We start from the raw sequence: 22,812 nt of genomic DNA, 5'->3' as shown, positions 1-22,812 counted from the left end.
CTGCGGTTCGGTGGAGGCCGGCTTTTCGGGCTGCCACGGCCGTGGCCTCGCCGGCCGATGCGAGGGCCCGGCGGTGGCGGCGCAGTACGGCGGACTCGCCCAGCAGCAGCGCCTGCGGTCGCACAGCAGGCTGACGGCACGGGTGAGCTCGTCCGCCGTGGCGAAGTGATCGAGGGGCGCGCCGTCGACGACGAAGATGTCGTTGCGGGACCCGTGGGCCTTGGTGAGCGAGAGAGCAGGCATCAGGTACTTTCCGTCGCGCGGTCCCACCGGGTCCGGACTGCTGTCATGGGGGAAGTGCCGGCCATCCGGGTTTCCGGGTCGGTGACGACGTGTTCGGCAGCGTCGATGACGCCGCGGGCAGGTCCCGGGTGGGTGGCCGCTCGGTGGTGAGCAGGAGGGCGAGGTGGGCTCCATATGGTGTGGAGGGCCGGACCACGCTGAAGTGACGTGTGAGGGTGGGAAGTTGGGTAGAGCTTTTGTGGTTCACGTCACTGAGCGTGGCGGAGCGCGCTCACCGCAAACAGTGACAACGCCGATGCGTAGGGTGACTGTCCGGAGCTTGTCCGCTGTTGTCCGGGCTGTCGGAATGGCTTTGCAGGAATCGCCAAACGGTCTGGGTGATGAAGGTCACCGAGAACGCCTGTGGCGCCGGAGCGCAGACCGCTGGGTTCCGGCCAGGGCGAGGTGGGAACCGTCGGTCGTGCGAGGGCCCAACTGGGTGGTCGTCACTTGGTGATGCCGCACCGGCACCCGGTGTGCTGTACTGGGACTCAAGGAGGGCCCCCGCATCGGACGGGCATCCGAGCAGGGGCCCAGGCTCGTCAGGAGCTTGTCGGATGTCCCCACTGTGTATGGGGACATCCGGCTACCTGCTGAGCCACCAGAGCAGCCACCTCCTCGCGTGCTTCGCGGTCGGCTCCGGCAAAAGCCGGGTCAGCCGGATGACGAGAGTCGGCTTCCGCTCCTCGTGACAGCCCATCTGAGGGCGTCCTCCCTTCGACGTGAGGCGGCCATACACACAGTCCCGGGACCGCTCTCGTCGGGCCGGGCCCCGAAGAGGAGGGGCCCGGAGTGAAGGGAGGACGCACCCACGGGTGCGTCACGGGTTCGATGCTACCGGCTGAACTTACTTGCCGTGACGGGAGTTTCACGCGCAGTACGTGGCGCCTCTCGGTCATGCCGGGCCGTCGGTAAAGCCGGTAATGGCCCGTTCAAGAGCCGAGGTCGAGTTCGGCCCATACGGTTTTTCGGCGTACGGGGCCGAGTTCGACGCCCCAGCGGTCCGCGAGGGCCTCGACGAGGAGGCCGCGTCCGGACTCGGCGTCGGGGATGGGGCAGCCCGTGTGCTGAAGCTGCCCCAACCGAGGACGCGGGCTGTTGGTCAGGGCTGATGGCCGCGTTCGGCCCGGCGCAGGATGTCGCGTTCCCGGCCGGTCTGGGTGTCGAGAGAGTCCTCGTGGTCGATGACGATGGTGTCGTCGGCCTCCTGGGCCCGGAGGTGGGCCCCGTAGGCGTCGGTCGCCCTCACCAGAAGAGCTTCCTGGTGTGCCGCGGGCCAGCTCTGGAGCAGATAGGACTCCACGACATCATCCACCACTGTCTGGTCGACAGCCGTGTCCCTGCCCCGGGCATGGACCCGCAACCGGTAGTGGCCCGGTCCTCGCGAGGCCAGCGAGGGCAGGTCTACGGGGTCGTCCATGAGTGGAGCCACGAGCGCTTCCCCGGACGGGGATTGCCATGAGATCTCGGCGATCTCTTCCCAGTCCGCAGCGGGCTCGGGCTTCACCGTATGAAGTTCGACGGTCACCTGGACGTTGCCGGTGTGGATCCCGGTCGACACCTCGATGGCTCCGTCGATGGCCGACACGAGCCCGTTGTGAGACGCGTCGAGGTCACCGGCCACGGGCCCCTCCGGATCCGAGATCTGGAAGAGGTGATACTCGGCGTGCACCAGAGCGGTTCGGGTGTGGACTGACTCATTCACGGTGTTGTCTTCCGGTCTCATCCGTCAGGGGGCTACCTGATCCATACCAGGTACCGGTCCCCTTCGAGGACGCGGCTGTAGGCGTAGAAACCTTTCAGCGCGCGACCGGCACCCTTGTTCTGTTTGTCGTTGACCATGCGTCGGCTGAACGGACCGCCGCTGTATTTGGCACCCTGCCATGTGCTGGCGAAGGGGTACTCGTCGCAGGACTTGCCCGGTGGGCGCTCCAGGCTCGACGGACACGCCTTGCCACGGTTCTTGTCGATCTTCGTCTTGTTCGTGAGCCGCGTGAGGTAGTCGGTCGTACCGTACTTGCCGGGTTTTCCGTCGGCCTGGGCGTCCTTGATGTGCTTGGCTATCTGAGGCCACGGCCCCGTCAGGCTGTAACTGATCACTGGCACAGCACGGAGATTCACACAGCCGACCTGCTTCGGCGCACCGGGCAGGGCGTTGTCGCACCGAACTTCCAGGGTGGACAGCTTCAGGGGCTCCGACGGCGCAAGCCACTCAGAGTTACGGAACCGCATAGTGGCGATGCTCCGCCCGGTACCCCGCTGCTTGGATGCCTTGGTGTCGATGGTGGACTTCATGAAGAACTGACCGAAGGGCTCGGCTCTCGAACTGATCGTCTGCGCCGGGAAGTCCTTGTCCGTCACCTTGCACTTGCCCACGCAGGAAGCACTGCCGTACGCCTTCGTGCCGCTCACCGCCTTCCCTGACCGGGACACCTCCACGAACTTGACCTGAGCCGCCCACGTCTTGGAGTCGCGGGCCGTGAAGGAGTATCCGATGAAGAGAAACTTGATGTTGCCGACCACGCGGCCCGTGCGCACATCCTTGGCGTAGACCTTGCCGCGCCACACACCGCAGCTTCGCATCCGCTGCATGTACCAGGTCGAGTCCACACCCTCGTCGATGCACCACTTGGGTTCCTTCCACGGCGAGCGCTTGGCCGCGGCGGTGAGAGCGTCCGGGCTTTCGACGGGTTCGGTCTCCGAGGCCGCGTCATCCGTCGTGTCCTGCAGCAAGGCTTCCTGGTCGACGCTTTCGCGGGCCGCTGCGACAGCCAGGGCAGCCGCCTCACCTGCGGACGGGTTGGCGGTGGCATCACTGCGCGACAGTGCGGCCTGTTCCTCGGCAGTCAGCTCGTCCGCCGGCGTCGGAGGCGATACGCAGGCCACGTACTGCCCGTCGGGCGCCTCGTCGGCGCCCGACTCCGCCTGCTCGCCGCACGCCGTCTGCGTGCCGGTCTCCATCGTGACGGGCTGTCCGTCCTCGGCGGTATCCGGCGCCGCCGCCGGCTCATCGGCCGTGCCTTCGATGCCCAGCGCTATGTCCTCTTCCGACGGCTCCGACTCCGGGTCACCCTCAGTGTCTTCCTCAGCCAACGGCAGTTCCTCATCTGCCGGGTCGGCGAGGTCCGCACTCGTGCTCAGCGAGCTTTCCGGTACGGCTGCGGGATCGTCCGCCGCCTGCGCCACGGTCAGATTGCTGCCCAACAGCGCCAGCGAGGCAGCCCCCACGGCCAGCATGATTCTCGGTCTCAAGTCGTACCCCCTGTGGATGGTCAGAGCAGCGCAAACCCGCCCATTTCTTGGCGTGTTCACGCCGATCAACCCGATCGAAGCGCGGGGGACTGACAGTCGGCCATTGAGTTAGGCGCAGACCCGGCAGCGGGAGTCCGGCTCGAACGATCCGATGCAACGCGCGCAAGCGGCCGAGCGCGTCACGTTCCGGCCGCCGCCTCGGCCACACGCGTGACGAGGGCTTGAGCTGATCTGTCAGGACGTCCCGTGGCGTCATTCACCAGGGCCGGCCTGCGGCTCAAGACTCGAACGCAACGGTGTTGAGATCGAGTTCGGCCCATACGGTCTTGCGGGGGACGAGGCCGAGTTCGGTGCCCCAGCGATTGGCGAGTGCCTCGACGAGGAGCAGGCCGCGTCCGGATTCGGCGTCGGGGGACGGGTGGCGGTGGCGCGGGAGGGCGTCGCCGCGTGTGTCCGTCACCTCGATGCGGAGTGTGTTGTCCCGGGTGTGGAGGACGAGGCGGAAGTCCCGGCCGGGGAGCCGGCCGTGGGTGGCGGCGTTCGCGGCGAGTTCGGCGACGAGGTGTTCGGCGGTGTCGAGGACGCCGTACGGCGGGTCCCAGGTGCGCAGCCATTCCGTGGCGAGGAGCCGGGCGAGGCGGGCGCCGCGCGGTGTGGGGGACAGCAGGATGCTGAAGCGGCGGGTGGGGGTGTCGAGTTGGGTGGACTTTTCCTTGTTCACCTCACTGAGAGTGGCCGTGCGTGCTTACCGTGAACAGTGACGACGCCGGTGCGTACGGTGACTGTCCGGAGCTTGTCCACTGCTGTCCGGGCTGTCGGTACCGGCTATAGGGGTACGGGCGTTGCGGCATGGCGGTACGACGGAGGGGTGCGGTATGTCGGTGGACGGCGAGGTACGACGGCTCAAGAGCGAGGCGGACGAGCCGGGGTGGGAGGTCGACCCGGACGACGACTGGGGAGTGGCGGTCGTCGCCACCGTGGGGCGGCAGTTGAGGCTGCGGCGGGAGGCGGTGGGGATGCGGGCCGCCGAGTTCGGGGTGGCGGTGGGGTACGGGGAGGACTTGGTCTACAAGATCGAGGGCGGCAAGCGGATCCCCCGGGGTGAGTATCTGGACAGGGCGGACGAGGTGTTGGGGGCGGGTGGGTTGCTCTCGGCGATGAAGGAGGATGTGGCCCGGGTTCGCTATCCGAAGAAGGTCCGGGACTTGGCGAAGCTGGAGGCACAGGCGGCCGAGATCGGTGTGTACGTCGGACTCAGCATCCACGGCCTGTTGCAGACACCGGAGCACGCGCGGGCCCTCTTCGAGGCACGGCAACCGCCCTACTCGGAGGAGGAGGTGGAGCGCCTGGTGGCCGCTCGCATGGCGCGCAAGTCGATCTTTGAAAAGTCTCCCGCGCGTCCACTCAGCTTTGTCCAAGAAGAGGCGGCGCTACGGCGTCGCATCGGAGGGACAATGGTGCGGCGCCGACAGCTCGAACACCTGCTGGAGGTGGCGCGATTGCGTAACGTGACGTTCCAGGTCATGCCGACGGACACCGAGGCCCACCCCGGTGTGGACGGCAAGATCGAGATGCTGAAGTTCGCGGATGGCACGGCAGTTGGGCGTTCCGACGGTGCGTTCAATGGCCGCCCGACCTCCGACCCGAAGGAGCTGCGGATCCTCGAACTGCGGTATGGCATCATCCGGGCCCAGGCTCTCACCCCGAGGGAGTCACTCGCCTTCATCGAGCAAGTGCTGGGAGAAACATGATCCGCAAGGTCTCTGCCGGAGACGCCTCCGAGCTGAAGTGGTTCAAGAGCAGCTACAGCGACGGCACCGAAGGCGACAGCTGCGTCGAGATCGCGACCGCACCTCGCACAGTGCACGTCCGCGACTCCAAGGACACGGGCGGCCCTCAGGTCGTGCTCGCGCCGGAAGCATGGGCGAATTTTGTGACGTACGCCTCGGGGAGCTGACCTCGCAACGGTTCGCGCCTCGCACCTGGTTGACACCAGAAGCAGGGCGCGTCGGCGTGCGGTTCAGAACAGGGCGTCCGGCTGGGGGAACAACCCGTCCGCGGAGTCCTGCTCAGCGATCTTCGAGGTGCGTGCAGTGGCCCGCGCCTTCGCGGTACTGGTCGTGGACATCCGTCGCCTGCTCCAGCTCCCACACGACCCGCAGTTCCTCGTCCCGGCCGTCGCTCTCCAGGGAGGACAGCTTGACCAGGTGAGTGGTGGCGGCTTCGGCGGCACGCGCCGGGTCGTCGCTGGCGGCGGTCGAGCGGACTATGTCGGTGACCACCCAGGGACGGCGGCGCACGGTGACGCGCTGCCCGGGGGCCGGTACCCCACTGTTCGGTGTGCCCGACGTGTCCGGATCCCCCGACTGCACGGCCATCTCGCTCGTCCCCCCAGCTTTCACGGGCACCTCTTCTCCCCAGCGGTCGTAGAAGTCTAGGTGTGGAACGAGCGGCGACACCCGGGCTGAACGGATGTGCCCCGAGCGGAAGCCACGGGACTCCTACCCCGCGTCGGGCCGTGGGGCAGGTGATGACTCCCGTGCGCGCCGGGACGCGGAGCGTGTGGTCCGGGCATCCGTGGAATCGATCGTGCGGTGCGCGAGGAATCGCCGAATCAGGCACCTCGCGGGAGGATTCGGCTGATATCGTCCCGGCCCACCGAACGGGCCGGGAGGTGCTCCCGCCGACCGCGGGACGAGCGGGATGAACCGGACGAAGGAGTGCTGCGCGGTGCGAGTTCTCATGGTCGGGGCGGGAGGCGTGGGCGGGGCGGTTGTCAGGATCGCGGCCCGGCGGGCGTTCTTCGAGCACATGGTGGTGGCCGACTACGACCCCGCGCGGGCGGAGTCGGCCGTCGCGGCACTCGGGAAGGACGGGCACAGGTTCACGGCGGTGCGGCTCGACGCGTCGGACACCGGGGCCGTGCGGGCCGCCCTCGCCGAGCATCGCTGCGATGTGCTGCTCAACGCCACCGATCCACGGTTCGTCCTGCCGTTGTTCGACGCGGCGCTCGCGCACGGCGCCCACTACCTGGACATGGCGATGTCCCTGTCCCAGCCGCACCCGAACCGCCCCTACGAGGAGTGCGGCGTCAAGCTGGGCGACGCGCAGTTCGAACGGGCCGCCGAGTGGGAGGCGGCGGGCCGGCTCGCGCTGGTCGGCATGGGGGTGGAGCCCGGCCTGTCGGACGTGTTCGCCCGGTACGCCGCCGACGAGCTGTTCGACGAGGACGGGATCGAGGAGATCGGCATCCGTGACGGGGCCGACCTGGTCGTGGACGGATACGACTTCGCGCCCTCCTTCAGTATCTGGACGACCATCGAGGAGTGCCTGAACCCGCCGGTCGTCTACGAGGAGGGCCGCGGCTGGTTCACCACGCCGCCCTTCAGCGAGCCGGAGGTCTTCGACTTCCCGGAGGGCATCGGGCCGGTGGAGTGCGTCAACGTCGAGCACGAGGAAGTACTGCTGGTCCCCCGGTGGCTGAAGGCGAAGCGGGTCACCTTCAAGTACGGCCTGGGCGACGAGTTCATCGGCGTGCTCAAGACCCTCCACAAGCTGGGGCTCGACCGCACGGACCCCGTCACCGTCACCGTCGGTACGGGAGGTGGCAAGGCCGCGGTCTCCCCGCGGGACGTCGTCGCCGCGTGCCTGCCCGACCCGGCCGGCCTCGGGGACCGTATGCGCGGAAAGACGTGCGCGGGCACCTGGGTCAAGGGCACCAAGGACGGGCGGCCCCGCGAGGTGTACCTCTACCACGTGGTCGACAACCAGTGGTCGATGCGGGAGTACGGCTCCCAGGCCGTGGTCTGGCAGACCGCGGTCAACCCCGTGGTCGCCCTCGAACTCATCGCGTCCGGAGCCTGGCACGGCAGCGGCGTACTCGGCCCCGAAGCACTGCCTCCCCGACCGTTCCTCGCTCTGCTGACGGAGTACGGCTCACCGTGGGGCATGCGCGAGGACGTGGCCGGAGAGCCCGGATAGCGTAGAAAGTCCCTTAGCCCCCTGTTGGGTGGATTCAACGGATTCGCCCACGACCGGAGCGAGGGACCATGGCCGACGACACCGCCGACACCGCCGACGACACCCCTGCCACCCGCCCGCCCGACGGACTGAAGCCCAACGCGATCGGCTTCGTCGACGCGCTCGTCATCGGGCTCAACTCCACCTCCCCGGCGTACTCGCTGGCGGCGGTCATCGGCCCGGTCGTGGCGCTCGTGGGCATCTACGCCCCCGGCGTGATGGTCGCCTCGTTCGTGCCGATGCTGCTGATCGCGTCGGCGTTCTACTACCTCAACAAGGTCGACCAGGACTGCGGCACGACCTTCTCGTGGGTCACCCGGGCGATGGGGCCGTGGGCCGGCTGGCTCGGCGGCTGGGCCATCGCGATGACCGGGGTCCTGGTGGTCGGATCGCTGGCGGACGTCGCTGTCAGCTTCGCCCTGCTCGCCTTCGGCCTCGACAGCTGGGTCGACAACGACGTCGTACGCCAGTCGCTCACCGTGCTGCTCATCCTCGTGATGACGGCCGTGTGCGTCATCGGCACCGAGGTGTCGGCCAAGGTGCAGAACGTCCTCATCCTCGCCCAGGTCGTCTGCCTGCTCGCCTTCGCGGTGGTGGCGCTCTACCGCGTCTACGCCGACACCGGCACCCTCGACGCCGTCGATCCGTCGCTCAGTTGGCTCAACCCCTTCGGGTCCGGTGGCGCGACGCTCACCGCGGCCCTGCTGCTGGGCGTGTTCATCTACTGGGGCTGGGAGTCGGCGGTCAACCTCACCGAGGAGGTCGAGGACTCCGCGACCGCCCCGGGCAAGGCCGGCGTCTGGTCCACGGTCATCCTGCTGGTGACCTACGTGTCGGTCGGATACGCGGTCGTCGCCTACGCCGGGACCGCCTATCTGACCGACAACGCGGACGACGAGGAGTACATCTTCGCGCTGCTCGCCGGCGAGGTGATGGGCGGCTGGGACTGGGTCGTCCTGCTCGCCGTCTCCACGTCCGCGCTGGCGTCGACACAGACGACGATCATCCCGGCGTCCCGCACGGCGCTGTCCATGGCCCGCCGGCACGCGCTGCCCGCACACTTCGCGCACATCGCCCCGCGCTTCCGCACGCCCGACGTGAGCACGTGGTGGGTCGCCGGCATCGCCATCGCCTGGTATCTCGTCGTCAACGCGATCAGCGAGAACGCACTGTTCGACTCGCTCACCGCGCTGTCCTTGCTCATCGCGTTCTACTACGCGCTCACGGGTGTCGCCTGCGCGGTCTACTACCGCCGCCATCTGACCGAGAGCGTCCACCACTTCCTGCTCATCGGCCTCGGCCCGCTGGCCGGTGCCGGACTGCTGGCGTGGCTGCTGGTGGAATCGGTCTCCGACATGTCCGACCCCGCGAACTCCTACAGCGGCGTCTCCTGGTTCGGGCTCGGCCCGCCACTCGTCATCGGCATCGGCATCGCGCTCACGGGTGTGGTGCTCATGGTCGTGCTCCGCCTGGTGACCCCCGCCTTCTGGTCGGAACGTCCGGGCGTGGCCGACCCCCGGCTCGTCCATGGAAAGGGCAGGGAGTCCTGAGATGGCGATCGTTCTCGGATACGACGAGTCGCCGGGCGCCGTACGCGCGCTGCGGGTCGCGATCGAGGTGTCCGCCAACTACGGCGAGCCCCTCGTGCTGGTCTACGGCGCGGCGGCCCCGGGCGGCAAGGGCGACGAGTACCGCACCCACCGCGAGGCCCTCCACCAGGCCGGACGCATCGCACTCGAACACGCGGTCACCGCGGCCGAAGCGGCCGGCGTACCGACCCTCGTCGAGATCATCGACCAGAAGCCGGCACAGGCCCTGATCGACGCCGCGTCACGCCACGACACCCGGCTCATCGTGGTGGGCACGTGGGGCGAGAGCCCGATGCGCGGAGCCTTACTGGGCTCGACCCCCCACAAACTGCTGCACCTGTCGCGCTTCCCCGTCCTCTGCGTGCCGGCCGAGGAGGAGTGAGAGAACATGCGGAGGGCCTTGGGGCGTGCGGCTTCCCAGGTCCCGGTGTGCGGTGCGGCCGACGGTCGCTACCGGGCCACGAATTGCGTGAGGATCGCCTGCACCTCGTAGATGTCCACACCCTTGGTGAACGTCTTCTCGATCGGTTCATGGGTGCCGGACAGCCAGATCTTCAGCTCGGCGTCGAGGTCGAAGTGGCCGGCCGTCTCGACCGCGAAGTGCGTGATGCTGCGGTAGGGGACGGAGTGGTACTCCACCTTCTTGCCGGTGATCCCCTGTTTGTCGATCAGGATGAGACGGCGGTCGGTGAACAGGATGGTGTCGCGGATCAGCAGGAACGCGGCGTGGACCTGCTCCCCGTGACCCAGCAAACGTCCGTAGTCCTGCTGGGCCTTGCCGGGATTGACGGTGTGCGCGTTTCCGAACAGTGCCATGTATCGGGAGACGCGCACCCGGGCGTACAAGGTTGCCGGCCCTATGGCTCAAGTGGCAGCGAAAGAGCGGGAGCCCAGGAAGGTCAGTCCTTCCTGGGCTCCCGCTGCGTAGTCGCAGTGCGTGGCTACGCCTTCGGCTTCTCCTCCAGGCGCGGGAAGAGGATCGCGCCCTTGGTCACCGTCGAGCCGGCCGGGAGTTTGCCCCACTCGCCCGCCTCCTGGACGTTCTGGTCCGCGAGGGCTCCGAGAGTGACCTCCGCGCCCAGGGAGTCCCAGAGCTGCGCGGAAGTGTCCGGCATGATCGGGTTGAGGAGGACGGCGACAGCGCGGAGGGACTCGGCAGCCGTGTAGAGGATCGTGGCCAGGCGGGCCTTGCCCTCGTCACTCGTGTCCTTGGCGACCTTCCACGGCTCCTGCTCCGTGATGTAGCCGTTGACCTGCTTGACGAAGTCGAACACGGCCAGGATGCCGCCCTGGAAGTCCAGCTCGTCGCCGATCTTCCGGTCGGCCTCGGCGACCGCCTTGGCCAGGCCGTCGTGCAGCGCCTTCTCGGCCTCACTGTCGGCCGTGGCCTCCGGCAGGGCCCCGGCGTAGTACTTGCCGACCATGGCCGCGACACGGGAGGCGAGGTTGCCGTAGTCGTTCGCGAGCTCGCTCGTGTAGCGGGCGGAGAAGTCCTCCCAGGAGAACGAGCCGTCCTGACCGAAGGCGATCGCGCGCAGGAAGTACCAGCGATAGGCGTCGACACCGAAGTGCGAGGTCAGATCCTGCGGCTTGATGCCGGTCAGGTTCGACTTCGACATCTTCTCTCCGCCGACCATCAGCCAGCCGTTCGCCGCGATCTTCCCTGGCAGGGGGAGGCCCTGCGCCATCAGCATGGCGGGCCAGATCACCGCGTGGAAGCGGAGAATGTCCTTGCCGACGAGGTGGACGTCGGCCGGGAACGTGGCCCCGAACTTCTCCTCGTTCTCGTTGTAGCCGACCGCCGTGGCGTAGTTGAGCAGCGCGTCGACCCACACGTAGATCACGTGCTTCTGGTCCCACGGGATCGGGATGCCCCAGTCGAAGGTCGAGCGGGAGATCGACAGGTCCTGCAGGCCCTGGCGGACGAAGTTCACGACCTCGTTGCGCGCGGACTCGGGCTGGATGAAGCCGGGGTTCGCCTCGTAGTGGGCGAGGAGCTTCTCGCCGTACTCGCTCAGCTTGAAGAAGTAGTTCTCCTCGCTGAGGATCTCCACGGGCTTCTTGTGGATCGGGCAGAGCTTCTGACCCGCGAAGTCGCCTTCGCCGTCGAGCAGTTCGCCCGGGAGCTTGTACTCCTCGCAGCCGACGCAGTACGGGCCCTCGTAGCCGCCCTTGTAGATCTCGCCCTTGTCGTACAGGTCCTGGGCGAACTCCTGAACGCGGTCGGTGTGCCGCTTCTGCGTGGTGCGGATGAAGTCGTCGTTCGCGATCTCCAGGTGCTCCCAGAGGGGCTTCCAGGCCTCCTCGACGAGCTTGTCGCACCACTCCTGCGGAGTCACTCCGTTGGCATCGGCGGTACGCATGATCTTTTGACCGTGCTCGTCCGTGCCGGTGAGGTACCACACCTTCTCGCCGCGCTGACGGTGCCAGCGTGTGAGCACGTCCCCTGCGACGGTCGTATAGGCGTGGCCCAGGTGAGGAGCGTCGTTGACGTAATAGATGGGGGTGGTGACGTAGAACGCCTTGCCACCCTGCTTCTCGGTTCCAGTGGCCGCCATGCCGAAATCCTACTGGCCCCATGAAGCTCGACTCACACGCGTTTCGGGTGGCGGACGGGCCCCGGCCTTCGCCGGGGCCCGTCCGCCGTGGGTGACTACGGGCGCCAGGTGGCCAGGATGCCCTCGTAGACCTCGGCGTCCGTGAGTTCGCGCGGGGTCTCTCCGGCCAGGAAGTGGGACGTGTTGTCCGTCTTCAGCTTGCGGAGGTAGTCGAAGGCCTTGTTCTCCGGGTCGCCGAACGCGACGAACGCGAAGTGGACGGCCGGGTGGTTCTTCGCGGCGTCCGCGAGCGCCTGGTTCGCGGGGGTCTTGGTGTCCGGGGCGCCGTCGGTCTGGAAGACGACGAGGGCGGGGGCGCCGGTGTCGGCCGCCTTCTGGTGCTGGGCGAGCACCTCCTCGACGGCCACGTGGTAGCTGGTACGGCCCATGCGGCCGAGTCCGCCGTGCAGCTCGTCGACCTTGTTGTCGTACGAGTCGAGGGTGAGCTCGCCGGTGCCGTCCAGCTCCGTGGAGAAGAAGACGACGGGGACGGTGGGGGACTCGGGGTCGAGGTGGGCGGCGAGGGCGAGGGTCTGCTCACCGAGTGCCTGGGCGGAACCGTCCTTGTAGTAGCCGCGCATCGACGCGGACCTGTCGAGGACGAGGTACACCTTGGCGCGGGCGTCGGCGAGGTCCCGCTTCCCGAGTACGGCCCTGGCGGCGTCGTACGCGGTACGCAGGCCGGCCGGCACGGCCTCGGCTCCGCCTGCGGTGGCTGGCACGACGGCCTCGGCTCCGCCTTCGGCCGGGTCCGTTTTCCCACCCGCACCACCCGTGCGGCTTTCGTCGTCGGCTGCGGGTGCCACCTGCGGGGCGCCTTCACCGTCGGCGACCGCGGGTTCGGGCGTGGCGTCGAGAGCCGCGGCCACGGGTTCGGGGGCGGCTTCCGGTTCGGGAACGGCGGCCGGTTCGGGAACGACTGCCGGTTCGGGAGTGGCTTCCGGCTGGGTGGCGGTGGCCGGTTCCGGGGTGGCCTCCGGCTCGGTGGCAGCCACCGGCTCGGGAGTGGGCTCGGGCTCGGCAGAGGTGTCGGGCTCAGGGGTGGCGTCGCGCTCGTTCGCGGCTTCCGGTTCCGCCTCGGAGGCGGTTTCGGTCTCCGGCGCGGTCTCCGGCTCCTCTACGGCTGACGGTTCCGGCGCGGCAGCGGCCTCCGGCTCGGGTGAGGCCTCGGGCTCGGCGCCGCCCTCGGAGGTGGCTTCCGCCTCGGCTGCGGGCTCATCGGCGGCCACGGCGACCGGCTCCGGCGTTTCCGCACCGGCAGGCTCGGCCTCCGCGACCGGCTGCGGCTCGGCCTCGGCGACGACCTCCGCGACCGGCTCCGGCTCGGCGGCAGACACCACGGTCTCCGCGTCCGCCTTCGGCTCCGGGTCGGCGACCGGCGCCACAGGCTCAGTCGCGGCTTCCGTTTCGTCCTTCGCAGCCGCGGGCTCGGCCTTGACGACCGGCGCCGCAGCCTCCTCGGCCTCGGCCGACGCCACAGGCTCAGCCGACTCCGCGGGTTCAGGCTCGACGGCGGGCTCAGGCTCGGCAGCCGGGGTCGGCTCCACGACCGGCGTCTCCGCCTTGGTCTCCCCGTCCGTCTCAGCGGTGGGCTCGGCCTCCGTCTTCGGCGCCACCTCGGCCTCTGCGGTCACTTCCGCCTTCGGCTCGGCCTCAGCCGGAACGGCAGCCTCAGCCGGAACGTCCGGCTCATCCCCAGCCGGAGCCGGAGCCGGAACCTCAGCCCCAGCCGGTGTACCGGTCTCGGCCGAAGCCTCGGGCTCCCCGTCCCGCGGCTTCGGTACCGTCACGTTGTCGAAGGCCGCGGAGACGAGGTCGTCGGCGACGGAGGTGGGCGGCGTGGAGGCGGCCGCAGGCGCGGCGGCGGCGGTGGTCGTCGGCTCGGGCTCGGTCGCCGGGGCCGGAACCCTCGGCTCGGCCTCCCGCGGGGAAGCCGGCTCGGTGTTCGCCGCGGAGCCGTCGGCGGCCTCCGGCGAGGAAACCCGCTCCGCCTCCTGCGAAGGAACCGTGTCGCGCCCCTTGCGTGAGCGGCTGAACGCATTCCGCAGGAGAGAGAGAATGCCCATATGCGCAACCCTTCGGGTGAGTTGTAGCCCGTCAATCCCTGGCCAGGACGGACACGTAAGGTTAGCGGCCGGGCGTGGCGATCTTGGGGTGGGGCGGGGCCTTTCATTATCCCCGCCGCCCCGCGCTGTCAACAGCGCCTCAACTGCCGCAGGTTCACCCCATGTTCACCCTGCGTCCCCGTTCTCGAACACACGCCCACCTAGCGTCGCGCTCACACTCAAAATGCACAAAGAGCATCGAGGAGCGCGCTGTGCGCAAGCTGCTGCCCATGATCGGCTCGCATCCCGGCGGCCGTTCCGCCATGACCTGTCGTTTCCGCTGTGGGGACGCCTGCTTCCACGAGGTACCGAACACCAGTACCAACGAATACCTGGGTGACGTCATCGCGACCGCGCTGAGCCGCCGCTCGGTGATGAGGGCCGCCGCCGTCGTCTCCGTGGCCGGCGCGGCCGGTACGGCCGTTACGCTCGGCACCGCCCCGCCGGCCGCCGCGGCCACCACGGCGGACGCCGCCGAGGCCGCGAAGGCCGCGGCGGCCACGGCGGCCAAGAGCAAGGCCGCCCGCGGTCTGCGGTTCACCGCCGTCGAGCCCAACACCGCCGACACCGTGACCGTCCCCGAGGGGTACAAGCAGAACGTCGTCATCCGCTGGGGCGAGCCGATCCTGCGTGGCGCCCCCGCCTTCGACCCGGAGAACCAGACGGCGAAGGCCCAGGCCGGCCAGTTCGGCTACAACAACGACTTCCTCGCGCTGCTCCCGCTCCCCGGTGAGCGCGGCCGCCGGCTCCTCGTCGCGAACCACGAGTACACCGACGAGATCCTGATGTTCCGCGGCTACGACGCCGCCAACCCGACCCGCGACCAGGTCGAGGTCGCCTGGGCCGCGCACGGGCTGTCCGCCGTCGTGGTCGAGGAGGACCGGCGCACCGGCAAGCTCACCGCAGTGACCCGGCACCAGCTCAACCGGCGCGTCACCGCCACCACCGAGTTCCGCCTGACCGGCCCCGCCGCCGGGTCCGACCTGCTCAAGACCTCCGCCGACCCGACCGGTACCAAGGTGTTCGGCACCCTCAACAACTGCTCGGGCGGCACGACCCCCTGGGGCACCACGCTGCACGGCGAGGAGAACTTCAACCAGTACTTCGCCAACAGCAGCCGTACGACCGACAAGCGGTACGGCATCGGCACGGGCGCCACCGAGCGGAAGTGGGAGCGGTTCGACAAGCGGTTCGACGTCGCCCAGGAGCCGAACGAGGCGCACCGCTTCGGGTATGTGGTGGAGTTCGATCCGTACGACCCCTCCTCCACACCCCGCAAGCACACCGCGCTCGGGCGGTTCAAGCACGAGGCGGCCACCATCCGGCTGACCTCGGACGGGCGTCCGGTCGTCTACTCCGGTGACGACGAGCGCTTCGACTACTTCTACAAGTTCGTCAGCGGCAAGCGGATGAAGAAGGGGTCGAGCCGCTCCGTCCGCGAGCACAACCTCTCGCTGCTCGACGAGGGCACGCTCTACGTCGCCAAGCTGACCGGCGACTCCCCGGCGATCGAGATCGACGGCACGGGCAAGCTGCCGGCCGACGGCGAGTTCGACGGCGCCGGTGAGTGGATCCCGCTGGCCACCGCCACCGCCGAGGGTGCCGTCTCGCACGTGGACGGGATGACGGCCGACGAGGTCTTCGTCTTCACCCGGCTCGCCGGGGACAAGGTCGGCGCCACCAAGATGGACCGCCCCGAGGACATCGAGCCCAACCCGGTCACCGGCAAGGTCTACGTCGCCCTCACCAACAACACCAACCGCGGTGTCGGCTCCAACGCCAAGGCGGACGAGGCCAACCCGCGCAACACCAACAAGCACGGTCAGGTCCTCGAACTCACCGAGCACCGCAACCGGCCCGAGAGCACCAGGTTCGGCTGGCTGCTGTTCCTCGTCGCGGGCGACCCCGAGGACCCGGCGACCTACTTCGCGGGCTTCCCGAAGGACGACGTCAGCCCGATCTCCTGCCCGGACAACGTCGCCTTTGACGCCCACGGCAACCTGTGGATCTCCACCGACGGCTCGCAGCTCGGCTCGCACGACGGGCTGTTCGGTGTCGCCACGCGCGGTAAGCGGCGCGGTGAGCTGAAGCAGTTCCTGACGGTTCCGAGCGGTGCCGAGACCTGCGGTCCGATCATCCAGGACTCCCGCGTCCTGGTCGCCGTCCAGCACCCGGGCGAGCTCGACGGAGCCACCGTCGAGAACCCGAAGAGCGCCTGGCCCGACGGCCCGGGCACGTACGTCCGCCCGGCGGTCGTCGCGGTGTGGCGCGCGGACGGCCGCGACATCGGCGTCTGATCCCGTCCGCACACATGCGAATGCGGGCCGTCCTCCTGTCGGGGAGGACGGCCCGCACGTCTTCGGGCTGCCGCGGAGGTCAGGGAGCCAGGCAGCTGACGCCCGGGGCGGCGGCCGGGTCCAGCAGACCGGCGGGGTCGAGCAGCACGGCGGGGTCGACGAGCTCCGTCACGCCGGCCGGGGTCTCGGCGATGCAGGTGACGGTTCCGACCGGGTCCGGGATCGCTTGGGCGGCCGGAGCCATGGCGCCGGCGAGGGCGAGGGTTCCGAGCAGGACGGTCGCGGTGCGACGCATGAAAAATCCCCTTATAGGTAGGGCGTTTGAACAGGATTGATCATTGCGCCTTTCCGCCTGCGAACTCTCCCCCCGTCACCCGTGCGGGGATGACGTAACGATTCAGCGCCCTGCGCCGAGTTGACCTTGAGGGGGGCGGGCTCAGAGGGGAGAGGTGATCGCCCTGGCCGCCGCCACCTCCTGGCGCAGTGGCTCCAGCACGCTTCCCGGCGGTCCGCCGAGGTCGGAGCGGACCGCGTAGAGCGTCTCCGTCCTCCGTAGTCCGTCCGCCAACTCCCGCAGTTGGAGCGCTACGTGACCGACCTCGGCGGTGGACGGCGGCTCCGCGCCCTGCTTGATCCGGACCCGTGCGGCCGTCGTCGCGTCGACGATCCGCTCGACGGCCACGACCAGCGGCCACCAGGCGGCGGCCCGCCGGCCGATGGGGGGCGGTTCGGTCAGGGCCCGCTGGAACTCCGTACGGATCGCGGACAGGTCCCGGTAGAGGCGGCGGCGCATCCGGGTCCGCCCGGAGGGGTCGGCCGGGACCTCCCCGAAGGCGCCCTCGACGTACGCGGCCGTGTCGGCGACGGCGTCCGCGAGCCGGGCGCCGACCCGTGCGTGCCAGCTCTCCGGCCAGAGCAGATAGCCCGCGACCAGGGCGATCGCGCAGCCCATGAGGGAGTCGACGAGACGCGGCATCAGCAGGCCGGTGCCCTGGTGGTTGAGGATGTCGGACAGGAGCAGGATCACCGGGGTGATGGCGGCCGTCTGGTAGCCGTAGCCCCGGGGTGTGAACACCGGGATGAGCGGGGCGAGCAGCAGCATCACCGGCACGTCCCACCAGCCGCGCGGCACCTCCGCGAGGATCCCGGCCGCGACCACGAGCCCCACGACCGTGCCGAGCGCCCGCAGCAGCGCCCGGGAGAAGACCGACCCGAAGTCCGGCTTCAGCACGAACGTGATGGTCAGCGCCACCCAGTACGAGCGCGGCACGGCCACGAGCGACACCAGGGCCTGCGCGATGCCGATGCACAGCGCGAGACGCAGGCCGTAGCGCCAGGAGGCGCCGGAGAGGGCGACGTTCCGCGCGACCCGGGCGGCGCGCACCCCCAGCGGGGCGGGCCGCCCGGCCCGGTCGCCGGTCTTCTTCAGGGCGTCCGGCGACTTCTCGGCGGCGACGTCGGCGGCGTGCCGCAGCGCCTGGTCGACCGCCCGCCCGATCCCGCTCCCGGGCTCCGGCAGCCGCAGCCCCAGCGGCCCTGAATACCCCGTCTCCACGGCTTCCGCGAGATGGCGTACGGCCGTGGGGATCTCCGCGGGCAGCGGCCGGCCGGACAGCCGTACCGCCGGGGCGGCCTCCACCAGCGGGGTGATCGCGTTCAACTGGGCCAGCAGCCGCACCAGTTCGGGGCTGCGGCCGTGGTGCCGGGCGCGGCGGGCGAGGACGAGGTCGTAGGACTGGTCGAGGGACCGGGTGACGAGGTGCCGGGCGGCCTCGTACGCGGCCTCGGCTCCGTCGGGGTCGTCCGTCGTCGTGGTCGCGAGGAGGTCCGCGACCCTGCGGTAGGTGTCCGCGACGGCGACCCGTTCCGGTACGCCCGCCCTGAGGGGCCAGGCGAGCAGAGCGAGGGCGAGGACCAGGAGGCCGCCGCCGGTCATCAGGACCGGGGCCAGCCACCACTCCCCCGGCATCGGCAGGCCCGCGCCCACCACCGAGTTGAGGAGCAGGAGCAGCCCCGACACGGAGGCCACGGCACCGATCGACGAGATCATCCCGGAGACGAGCGCGGCCAGGGTGAGCGCCGCGACGGTGATCCAGCCCTGCCCGTACACCAGCGAGCCGAGCGTGATGCCCACGGCGGCGAACAGCTGCGGGATCGCGATGTTGAGCAGCCGCATCCGGTACGCGGCCGCCGTGTCGCTGATGACGCCCGAGAGGGCGCCCATGGAGGCGAGCGCGCCGTACTCGGGCCGGCCGGCGGCGAGGCCGAGCACGAGCGGCAGCGTCAGCGCGACGGCGGCGCGTGCGACGGCCGGCCGGTTGACCGGGGCCTGCTGTGGCTTGAGGTTCCGCACCAGCCAGTCGGGCGGGGCGAGGCCGATGGGGAGCGTGCGGGACATGCACCCATTATGGCTGGGGGATTTTGGGGCTTATGGGGAGCGTTTGTGACTCTTTGGTTCACCCGCGCCGGTGAAGGTCGAGGTCCACGGTGACGGCGTTGTGGTCGGTGCCCGACAGCTCCAGGAAGCGGACCTCGCGTGCGGAGAAGTCCTTGGTGGAGACGAGGACGTGGTCGATCTGGGCGCCGAACCTCGGGGTCGTCCGGGCGGGCCAGGTCGGCCTGCGGTCCTGCCCGGTCAGACGCGCGGCGTCGCTCAGGCCCGTGTCGAGGACGGCGCGGAAGGCCGCGTGGTCCTGGGTGGCGTTGAAGTCGCCGGCCAGGATCGTCGGCGTACGGGTGTCCTTCGCCGCGTACGCCCGCAGCGCGCCGAGCTCCCGCCGCCAGGTGTCCAGCTGTCCCGGCAGCGGGGGCATGGGGTGCGCCAGCTGCAGCCGTACGGGATGGCCCTCGATGTCGGCGACCGCGCCGGGCATGCCCATCGAGCCGGGGATCGGGGCGGCGGACTTCAGGGGGTAGCGGCTGAGGATGACGGAGCCGGTGGAGCCGTAGCCCTCGACGGCCTGGCGGTGGGGGTACTCGACGGACTTCTTCTTCGAGTCGCCGGAACCGCCGTCCTGCCTGTCGTCGAGGTAGCCGAAGGTGTCGCGGAGGGTGGCCGAGCAGGTGAGTTCGCACTCCTCGACGAAGACGATGTCGGGGCGGTCGCGGCGTACGGCCTTGATGAGGGCGTCGGTGCCCCGGCCGAACTGCACGTTCGACGTCATCACCCGTACCTCGGCGAGCACCGGCCCGCCCGGCTCGCTCACCTTGCCGTACGGCTCGATGTACCAGGCGAGCGCGCCGAGGACGACCACGCCCCAGGTCAGGCCGGTCCACCAGCGCGCGACGAGGGCGAGGAGGAGCGCCAGGCCGGTGGGGGCGAGGAGCCAGGGCAGGAACGCGAGGAGTTGCGTGACCGGGGTGAAGGCGTCCAGGTCGGCCGTGCGGGAGGCGACGACGAGGCTGACTCCGAGGAGGAGCAGGGCGGCGAACCCGGCCTTGCCGCGGCGCCGCTTCCGTGGGGCCGTCCCGGCTCGTGGTGCCCGGTCCGGCATAGGCTCCGGCCGCTCGATGGTCGCGCTCTCCACGGGCCGGTGCCTTTCGTTCTGTTGCCAAGGTCCTCTTAATGACGGGTGGGGCGGGGAGAAGGTTGCATGGTGTGTGGTGCGGGTGGGGGCTGGTCGGGCCCCCGCGGCGGAGCCGCGGTTCGACGCAGCCCCGCGCCCCTGAGAGGACAGGGCCGCGGGGAACCGCGCGAGCGACCACGGCGGACCCGCGGTCGCCGGCGAAGCCGTACGCCCGAGGTGGTACCCCCGAGCTCTTGTGCGTCCGGCGGTGTCACATGCCGTGCGCGCGTGACTCCGGGGCCGTCGCCAGGGACCAGATCGCGAACACCGCGATGCCGATGCAGATGACGGCCCAGACGGGGGCGTACGGCAGGAACATGAAGTACTCGATGGCGAACAGGGACGTCAGGGCGATGCCCACCGCACGAGCCCAGGTGCGGCCCTGGATGACGGCATAGCCGGTGCCCAGGACGGCGAGTCCGATGATCAGGTGGATCCAGCCCCATGTGGTGAGGCTGAACTCGAAGGCGTAGTTCCCGATGCTCGCGTACACGTCGTCCGTGGCGATCCCCGCGATGCCGTTGAGGATGCTCATGACGCCGATGACCATCATCAGGACACCGGCGAAGACCATCCCGCCGTGGGCCCACTCCGAGCGGGCCTCCCGCTGGGACGTCGGCGTCTCCTGCGACGTGCGGTTCGAACGCGGTGCGGTGCTGTGCTGGGCCATGAGGGCCTCCTCCGACGGATGGACAGCTCATCCGCATGGTCACGCGGCAGGGGGAGCGCCGCACTCGGTGTAGGCCAAACGGGTGAACCGTCCCACGTGCCTGGTGGTCAGGGGCGGGGGTGGTGCCGCCCCCGGTCCAGCCGCGCCAGGAAGTGCTCCAGCGCCTTGTTGAACTCGTCCGGGCGCTCCAGGTTCGGCAGGTGGGCGGCGCCCTCGACGACGTGGAGGGTGGAGTCGGGGAGGGCGGCGTGCATGGCCTCGGCGTCGGAGACGGGGGTGTACTCGTCGTCGGCGCCCACGACGACCAGGGCCGGAACGGTGACGCGGGTGAGCAGGTCGCGGTAGTCGGGGCGTTCGGCGCGGCCGCGCAGGGCCGCCGCCGCGCCCTCCGGGTCGGTGGCCGTCATCATGCGGCGCACATGTGCCGCGACCTCCGCGTCCGCGTACGGCGCGACCATCTTGAACAGCACCTCGTCGGCGTACCCCGTCATGCCCTCGCGCAGCAGCCGGTCGGCCATGGCGTCCCGGGTCCGCCGGCCCTCCGGGGTCTCGGCGGCCGGGAAGGTGTCGGCGAGGAGGAGGCCGCGGACGCGGTGCGGGTACTGGCGGTAGCACTCCATCGCGATCTGTCCGCCCATGGAGAGGCCCCCGAGCACGAAGTCGGAGACCCCGAGGTCGTCGAGGAGCGCGGCGATGTCCTCGGCGAAGGCCGGGAGCGGGGTGACGCCCGGGACCACGGGGGACTCCCCGTAGCCGCGCAGATCGGGGGCGATGACGCGGCGGGAGGCGGCGAACGCGGTGATCTGGGGGTGCCACATCGTGCGGTCGAAGGGGTGGCCGTGGATGAGGACGAGAGGAAGGGGGTGCGACGGGCCCGCTTCCCCTTTGTCCTCGTATGCGAGGAAGGTGGTCATGGGTTCGACCCTAGGGTTCCCCAACTCCTCGGTGCAATAAGATCTTTGCTCTCGGTGCAATGTGCTGAACGCCGGGGGAAGGCGGGGAACGGCCGTGGCCGACTACCGGCGTATCGCCGATCGCGTCGCCGACGACATCGCCGCCGGGCGGCTGCAGCCCGGTGACCGGCTGCCGCCGCAGCGGGTGTTCGCTCGGCGGCGGGGGATCGCCGGGTCCACCGCCGGGCGGGTGTACGCGGAGCTGGTGCGGCGCGGGCTGGTGGTGGGGGAGGTCGGGCGCGGGACGTTCGTACGGGCGGCGCCGCCGGGGTCGGCGGGGTGGGCGCTGGCCGAGCCGGCCGGCTCGGCGCCCGTGAACCTGGAGCTCAACTACCCTTCCGCGCCCGGTCAGTCGGAGCTGCTGGCCGCCGGGATCGCGCCACTGCTGCGGCCGGACGTGCTGACGGACGCGCTGCGCACGGCCCCGGCGACCGGTACGGCCGCCGCGCGCGAGGCCGCGGCCGGGCTGCTCGCCACGGCCGGCTGGCGCCCGGCCCCGGACCGCTTCCTCTTCGCCGGGAACGCCCGCCAGGCCATCGCGGCGGCCCTCGCCCACCTCGTACGGCCCGGGGGCCGCGTCGGGGTCGAGGCCCTCACGTATCCGCTGGTCAAGGAGATCGCCGGGCGGCTGGGGGTGACCCTGGTACCGCTCGCGACGGACGGGCAGGGGGTGCGGCCGGAGGCCGTGGCCGCCGCGCACCGGGCGGCGCCGCTGTCGGCGGTGTATGTGCAGCCGACGTTGCACAATCCGACGTCCGTGACGATGGGAGGCGCACGGCGGGCCGAACTCGCGGATGTGGTGCGGGAGTTGGACCTGCCGGTGATCGAGGACCGGATCTGGTCGTTCCTGGCGGGCGGCGTTCAAGGCGCTGGTGCGGGCGGCGATGTGGGCGGCGATGCGGGTGGGGGGTACGGCGAGGAGGTGCCGCCGCCGTTGGCCGCGTATGCGCCGGAGCGGGTGTTCGTCGTCGACGGGTTGTCCAAGCGGGTGGCGCCGGGGCTGACGGTCGGGTTCCTGGTGGTGCCGGAGGGGCGGGTCGAGGGGGCGGCGGACGCGTTGCGTTCGGGTGGCTGGACGGCGGGGCGGTTCGCGCTGGAGGCAGGGGTGCGGTGGATCGCGGACGGGACGGTCGGGCGGCTGGTCGCGGCGAAGCGGGCGGACGCGGCGGCCCGGCAGCGGCTGGTCGCCGAGCATCTCGCGGGGTTCGCCGTACGGGGGGATCCGCGGGCGTACTACGCGTGGTGGGAGTTGCCGGAGCCGTGGCGTGCCGACACGTTCTGCGCGGCGGCGGCGGAGAGGGGAGTGGCGGTGACTTCGGGGTCGGCGTTCGGTGTTCCGGCGGTGGGGGCTGGGCGGGGGCCTGCCTTCGGTGGTCCGGCGGCCGACGCAGGTCGGGGGGTGGCAGGCGGCGGCCCGGCGGCCGGTGCGGGTCGGGGGCCGGGCATGCTCACCGGCGGTGACAGGGTGCCGCCGCGCCCAC

19 protein-coding genes and 2 pseudogenes are annotated in these 22,812 nt (G+C 70.3%); 8 read left to right on the top strand and 13 right to left on the bottom strand.

Annotated elements, in window-relative coordinates:
* Window positions 1-839 precede the first annotated feature (839 nt).
* Complete coding sequence (locus OG622_RS24330; protein ID WP_371578751.1) at window positions 840-974, top strand: hypothetical protein; 135 nt, start codon at window positions 840-842, stop codon at window positions 972-974.
* Window positions 975-1,214: 240 nt separating this feature from the next.
* Here OG622_RS24330 and OG622_RS24325 read toward each other — a convergent pair.
* The 4 genes and pseudogenes from OG622_RS24325 to OG622_RS24310 form a co-directional block, all read right to left on the bottom strand.
* Window positions 1,215-1,337, bottom strand: a pseudogene (locus OG622_RS24325) (ATP-binding protein); the annotation flags it as partial.
* A gap of 47 nt (window positions 1,338-1,384) precedes the next feature.
* Window positions 1,385-1,987 carry a hypothetical protein gene (locus tag OG622_RS24320; RefSeq protein ID WP_371578750.1) on the bottom strand — a complete coding sequence of 201 codons (603 nt, stop codon included), beginning with the start codon at window positions 1,985-1,987 and terminating at the stop codon, window positions 1,385-1,387.
* Window positions 1,988-2,019: 32 nt separating this feature from the next.
* On the bottom strand, window positions 2,020-3,519 hold the full coding sequence (locus OG622_RS24315; protein ID WP_371578749.1) for a NucA/NucB deoxyribonuclease domain-containing protein: 1,500 nt from the start codon (window positions 3,517-3,519) through the stop codon (window positions 2,020-2,022).
* A gap of 292 nt (window positions 3,520-3,811) precedes the next feature.
* A complete protein-coding gene (locus tag OG622_RS24310; protein WP_371578748.1) occupies window positions 3,812-4,255 on the bottom strand; it encodes an ATP-binding protein in 444 nt (147 codons plus the stop codon).
* A gap of 154 nt (window positions 4,256-4,409) precedes the next feature.
* Between OG622_RS24310 and OG622_RS24305 the strand changes: the two genes are divergently transcribed.
* Together OG622_RS24305 and OG622_RS24300 are read left to right on the top strand one after the other, a co-directional pair.
* Window positions 4,410-5,285: a helix-turn-helix domain-containing protein gene (locus OG622_RS24305; RefSeq protein ID WP_371578747.1), complete on the top strand. Its 876-nt coding sequence runs from the start codon at window positions 4,410-4,412 to the stop codon at window positions 5,283-5,285.
* Window positions 5,282-5,491, top strand: a complete 210-nt coding sequence (locus tag OG622_RS24300) for a DUF397 domain-containing protein (protein ID WP_371578746.1) — start codon at window positions 5,282-5,284, stop codon at window positions 5,489-5,491. The genes OG622_RS24305 and OG622_RS24300 overlap by 4 nt, the downstream gene beginning before the upstream one ends.
* 112 nt (window positions 5,492-5,603) lie before the next feature.
* Here the strand turns inward: OG622_RS24300 and OG622_RS24295 are convergent, their stop codons facing one another.
* Window positions 5,604-5,936 (bottom strand): hypothetical protein, encoded by a 333-nt coding sequence (locus OG622_RS24295; protein ID WP_371578745.1) that lies wholly within the window; start codon window positions 5,934-5,936, stop codon window positions 5,604-5,606.
* A 328-nt stretch (window positions 5,937-6,264) separates the two neighbouring features.
* Between OG622_RS24295 and OG622_RS24290 the strand changes: the two genes are divergently transcribed.
* The 3 genes from OG622_RS24290 (at window position 6,265) to OG622_RS24280 (ending at window position 9,525) form a co-directional block, all read left to right on the top strand.
* Entirely contained in the window at window positions 6,265-7,515 is a 1,251-nt protein-coding gene (locus OG622_RS24290) for a saccharopine dehydrogenase family protein (RefSeq protein ID WP_371578744.1), read from the top strand.
* 68 nt (window positions 7,516-7,583) lie between these two features.
* Window positions 7,584-9,104 carry an APC family permease gene (locus OG622_RS24285; RefSeq protein WP_371578743.1) on the top strand — a complete coding sequence of 507 codons (1,521 nt, stop codon included), beginning with the start codon at window positions 7,584-7,586 and terminating at the stop codon, window positions 9,102-9,104.
* Between the two features lies 1 nt (window position 9,105).
* Entirely contained in the window at window positions 9,106-9,525 is a 420-nt protein-coding gene (locus OG622_RS24280; protein ID WP_371578742.1) for a universal stress protein, read from the top strand.
* Between the two features lie 68 nt (window positions 9,526-9,593).
* Here the strand turns inward: OG622_RS24280 and OG622_RS24275 are convergent, their stop codons facing one another.
* The 3 genes from OG622_RS24275 to OG622_RS24265 form a co-directional block, all read right to left on the bottom strand.
* On the bottom strand, window positions 9,594-9,959 hold the full coding sequence (locus OG622_RS24275) for a PH domain-containing protein (RefSeq protein WP_371578741.1): 366 nt from the start codon (window positions 9,957-9,959) through the stop codon (window positions 9,594-9,596).
* Window positions 9,960-10,084: 125 nt separating this feature from the next.
* Entirely contained in the window at window positions 10,085-11,701 is a 1,617-nt protein-coding gene (gene metG / locus OG622_RS24270; protein ID WP_371578740.1) for a methionine--tRNA ligase, read from the bottom strand.
* Between the two features lie 95 nt (window positions 11,702-11,796).
* Window positions 11,797-13,806 carry a VWA domain-containing protein gene (locus OG622_RS24265; RefSeq protein ID WP_371578739.1) on the bottom strand — a complete coding sequence of 670 codons (2,010 nt, stop codon included), beginning with the start codon at window positions 13,804-13,806 and terminating at the stop codon, window positions 11,797-11,799.
* Between the two features lie 251 nt (window positions 13,807-14,057).
* Here OG622_RS24265 and OG622_RS24260 point away from each other — a divergent pair, with 251 nt between their 5' ends.
* A complete protein-coding gene (locus tag OG622_RS24260; RefSeq protein ID WP_371578738.1) occupies window positions 14,058-16,142 on the top strand; it encodes a PhoX family phosphatase in 2,085 nt (694 codons plus the stop codon).
* 79 nt (window positions 16,143-16,221) lie between these two features.
* Here OG622_RS24260 and OG622_RS24255 read toward each other — a convergent pair whose 3' ends face one another.
* The 5 genes from OG622_RS24255 to OG622_RS24235 all read right to left on the bottom strand — a co-directional run bounded on the left by OG622_RS24255 (window position 16,222) and on the right by OG622_RS24235 (window position 21,292).
* The gene (locus OG622_RS24255; RefSeq protein WP_371578737.1) at window positions 16,222-16,437 is read right to left on the bottom strand and encodes a hypothetical protein; all 216 of its coding nucleotides are present in this window, start codon (window positions 16,435-16,437) and stop codon (window positions 16,222-16,224) included.
* Window positions 16,438-16,578: 141 nt separating this feature from the next.
* Window positions 16,579-18,540: an FUSC family protein gene (locus tag OG622_RS24250; RefSeq protein ID WP_371578736.1), complete on the bottom strand. Its 1,962-nt coding sequence runs from the start codon at window positions 18,538-18,540 to the stop codon at window positions 16,579-16,581.
* A gap of 58 nt (window positions 18,541-18,598) precedes the next feature.
* The gene (locus tag OG622_RS24245; protein ID WP_371578735.1) at window positions 18,599-19,669 is read right to left on the bottom strand and encodes an endonuclease/exonuclease/phosphatase family protein; all 1,071 of its coding nucleotides are present in this window, start codon (window positions 19,667-19,669) and stop codon (window positions 18,599-18,601) included.
* Window positions 19,670-19,919: 250 nt separating this feature from the next.
* Window positions 19,920-20,378: a hypothetical protein gene (locus tag OG622_RS24240; RefSeq protein ID WP_371578734.1), complete on the bottom strand. Its 459-nt coding sequence runs from the start codon at window positions 20,376-20,378 to the stop codon at window positions 19,920-19,922.
* 107 nt (window positions 20,379-20,485) lie between these two features.
* Window positions 20,486-21,292 (bottom strand): alpha/beta fold hydrolase, encoded by an 807-nt coding sequence (locus OG622_RS24235; RefSeq protein ID WP_371578733.1) that lies wholly within the window; start codon window positions 21,290-21,292, stop codon window positions 20,486-20,488.
* Window positions 21,293-21,386: 94 nt separating this feature from the next.
* Here OG622_RS24235 and OG622_RS24230 point away from each other — a divergent pair.
* Window positions 21,387-22,688, top strand: a pseudogene (locus OG622_RS24230) (PLP-dependent aminotransferase family protein); the annotation flags it as partial.
* Window positions 22,689-22,812: the final 124 nt, after the last annotated feature.

The organism is Streptomyces sp. NBC_01314 (assembly GCF_041435215.1).
Classification (GTDB): Bacteria; Actinomycetota; Actinomycetes; order Streptomycetales; family Streptomycetaceae; genus Streptomyces.
This window is presented reverse-complemented; position numbering and strand designations above follow the sequence as displayed.

Coding starts and splice junctions, on each gene's coding strand:
- OG622_RS24285 (WP_371578743.1), top strand. CDS start 7,584: ATGGCCGACGACACCGCCGACACCGCCGACGACACCCCTGCCACCCGC.
- OG622_RS24300 (WP_371578746.1), top strand. CDS start 5,282: ATGATCCGCAAGGTCTCTGCCGGAGACGCCTCCGAGCTGAAGTGGTTC.
- OG622_RS24315 (WP_371578749.1), bottom strand. CDS start 3,519: ATGCTGGCCGTGGGGGCTGCCTCGCTGGCGCTGTTGGGCAGCAATCTG.
- OG622_RS24235 (WP_371578733.1), bottom strand. CDS start 21,292: ATGACCACCTTCCTCGCATACGAGGACAAAGGGGAAGCGGGCCCGTCG.
- OG622_RS24240 (WP_371578734.1), bottom strand. CDS start 20,378: ATGGCCCAGCACAGCACCGCACCGCGTTCGAACCGCACGTCGCAGGAG.
- OG622_RS24255 (WP_371578737.1), bottom strand. CDS start 16,437: ATGCGTCGCACCGCGACCGTCCTGCTCGGAACCCTCGCCCTCGCCGGC.
- OG622_RS24330 (WP_371578751.1), top strand. CDS start 840: ATGTCCCCACTGTGTATGGGGACATCCGGCTACCTGCTGAGCCACCAG.
- OG622_RS24265 (WP_371578739.1), bottom strand. CDS start 13,806: ATGGGCATTCTCTCTCTCCTGCGGAATGCGTTCAGCCGCTCACGCAAG.
- OG622_RS24305 (WP_371578747.1), top strand. CDS start 4,410: ATGTCGGTGGACGGCGAGGTACGACGGCTCAAGAGCGAGGCGGACGAG.
- OG622_RS24280 (WP_371578742.1), top strand. CDS start 9,106: ATGGCGATCGTTCTCGGATACGACGAGTCGCCGGGCGCCGTACGCGCG.
- OG622_RS24250 (WP_371578736.1), bottom strand. CDS start 18,540: ATGTCCCGCACGCTCCCCATCGGCCTCGCCCCGCCCGACTGGCTGGTG.
- OG622_RS24275 (WP_371578741.1), bottom strand. CDS start 9,959: ATGGCACTGTTCGGAAACGCGCACACCGTCAATCCCGGCAAGGCCCAG.
- metG (WP_371578740.1), bottom strand. CDS start 11,701: ATGGCGGCCACTGGAACCGAGAAGCAGGGTGGCAAGGCGTTCTACGTC.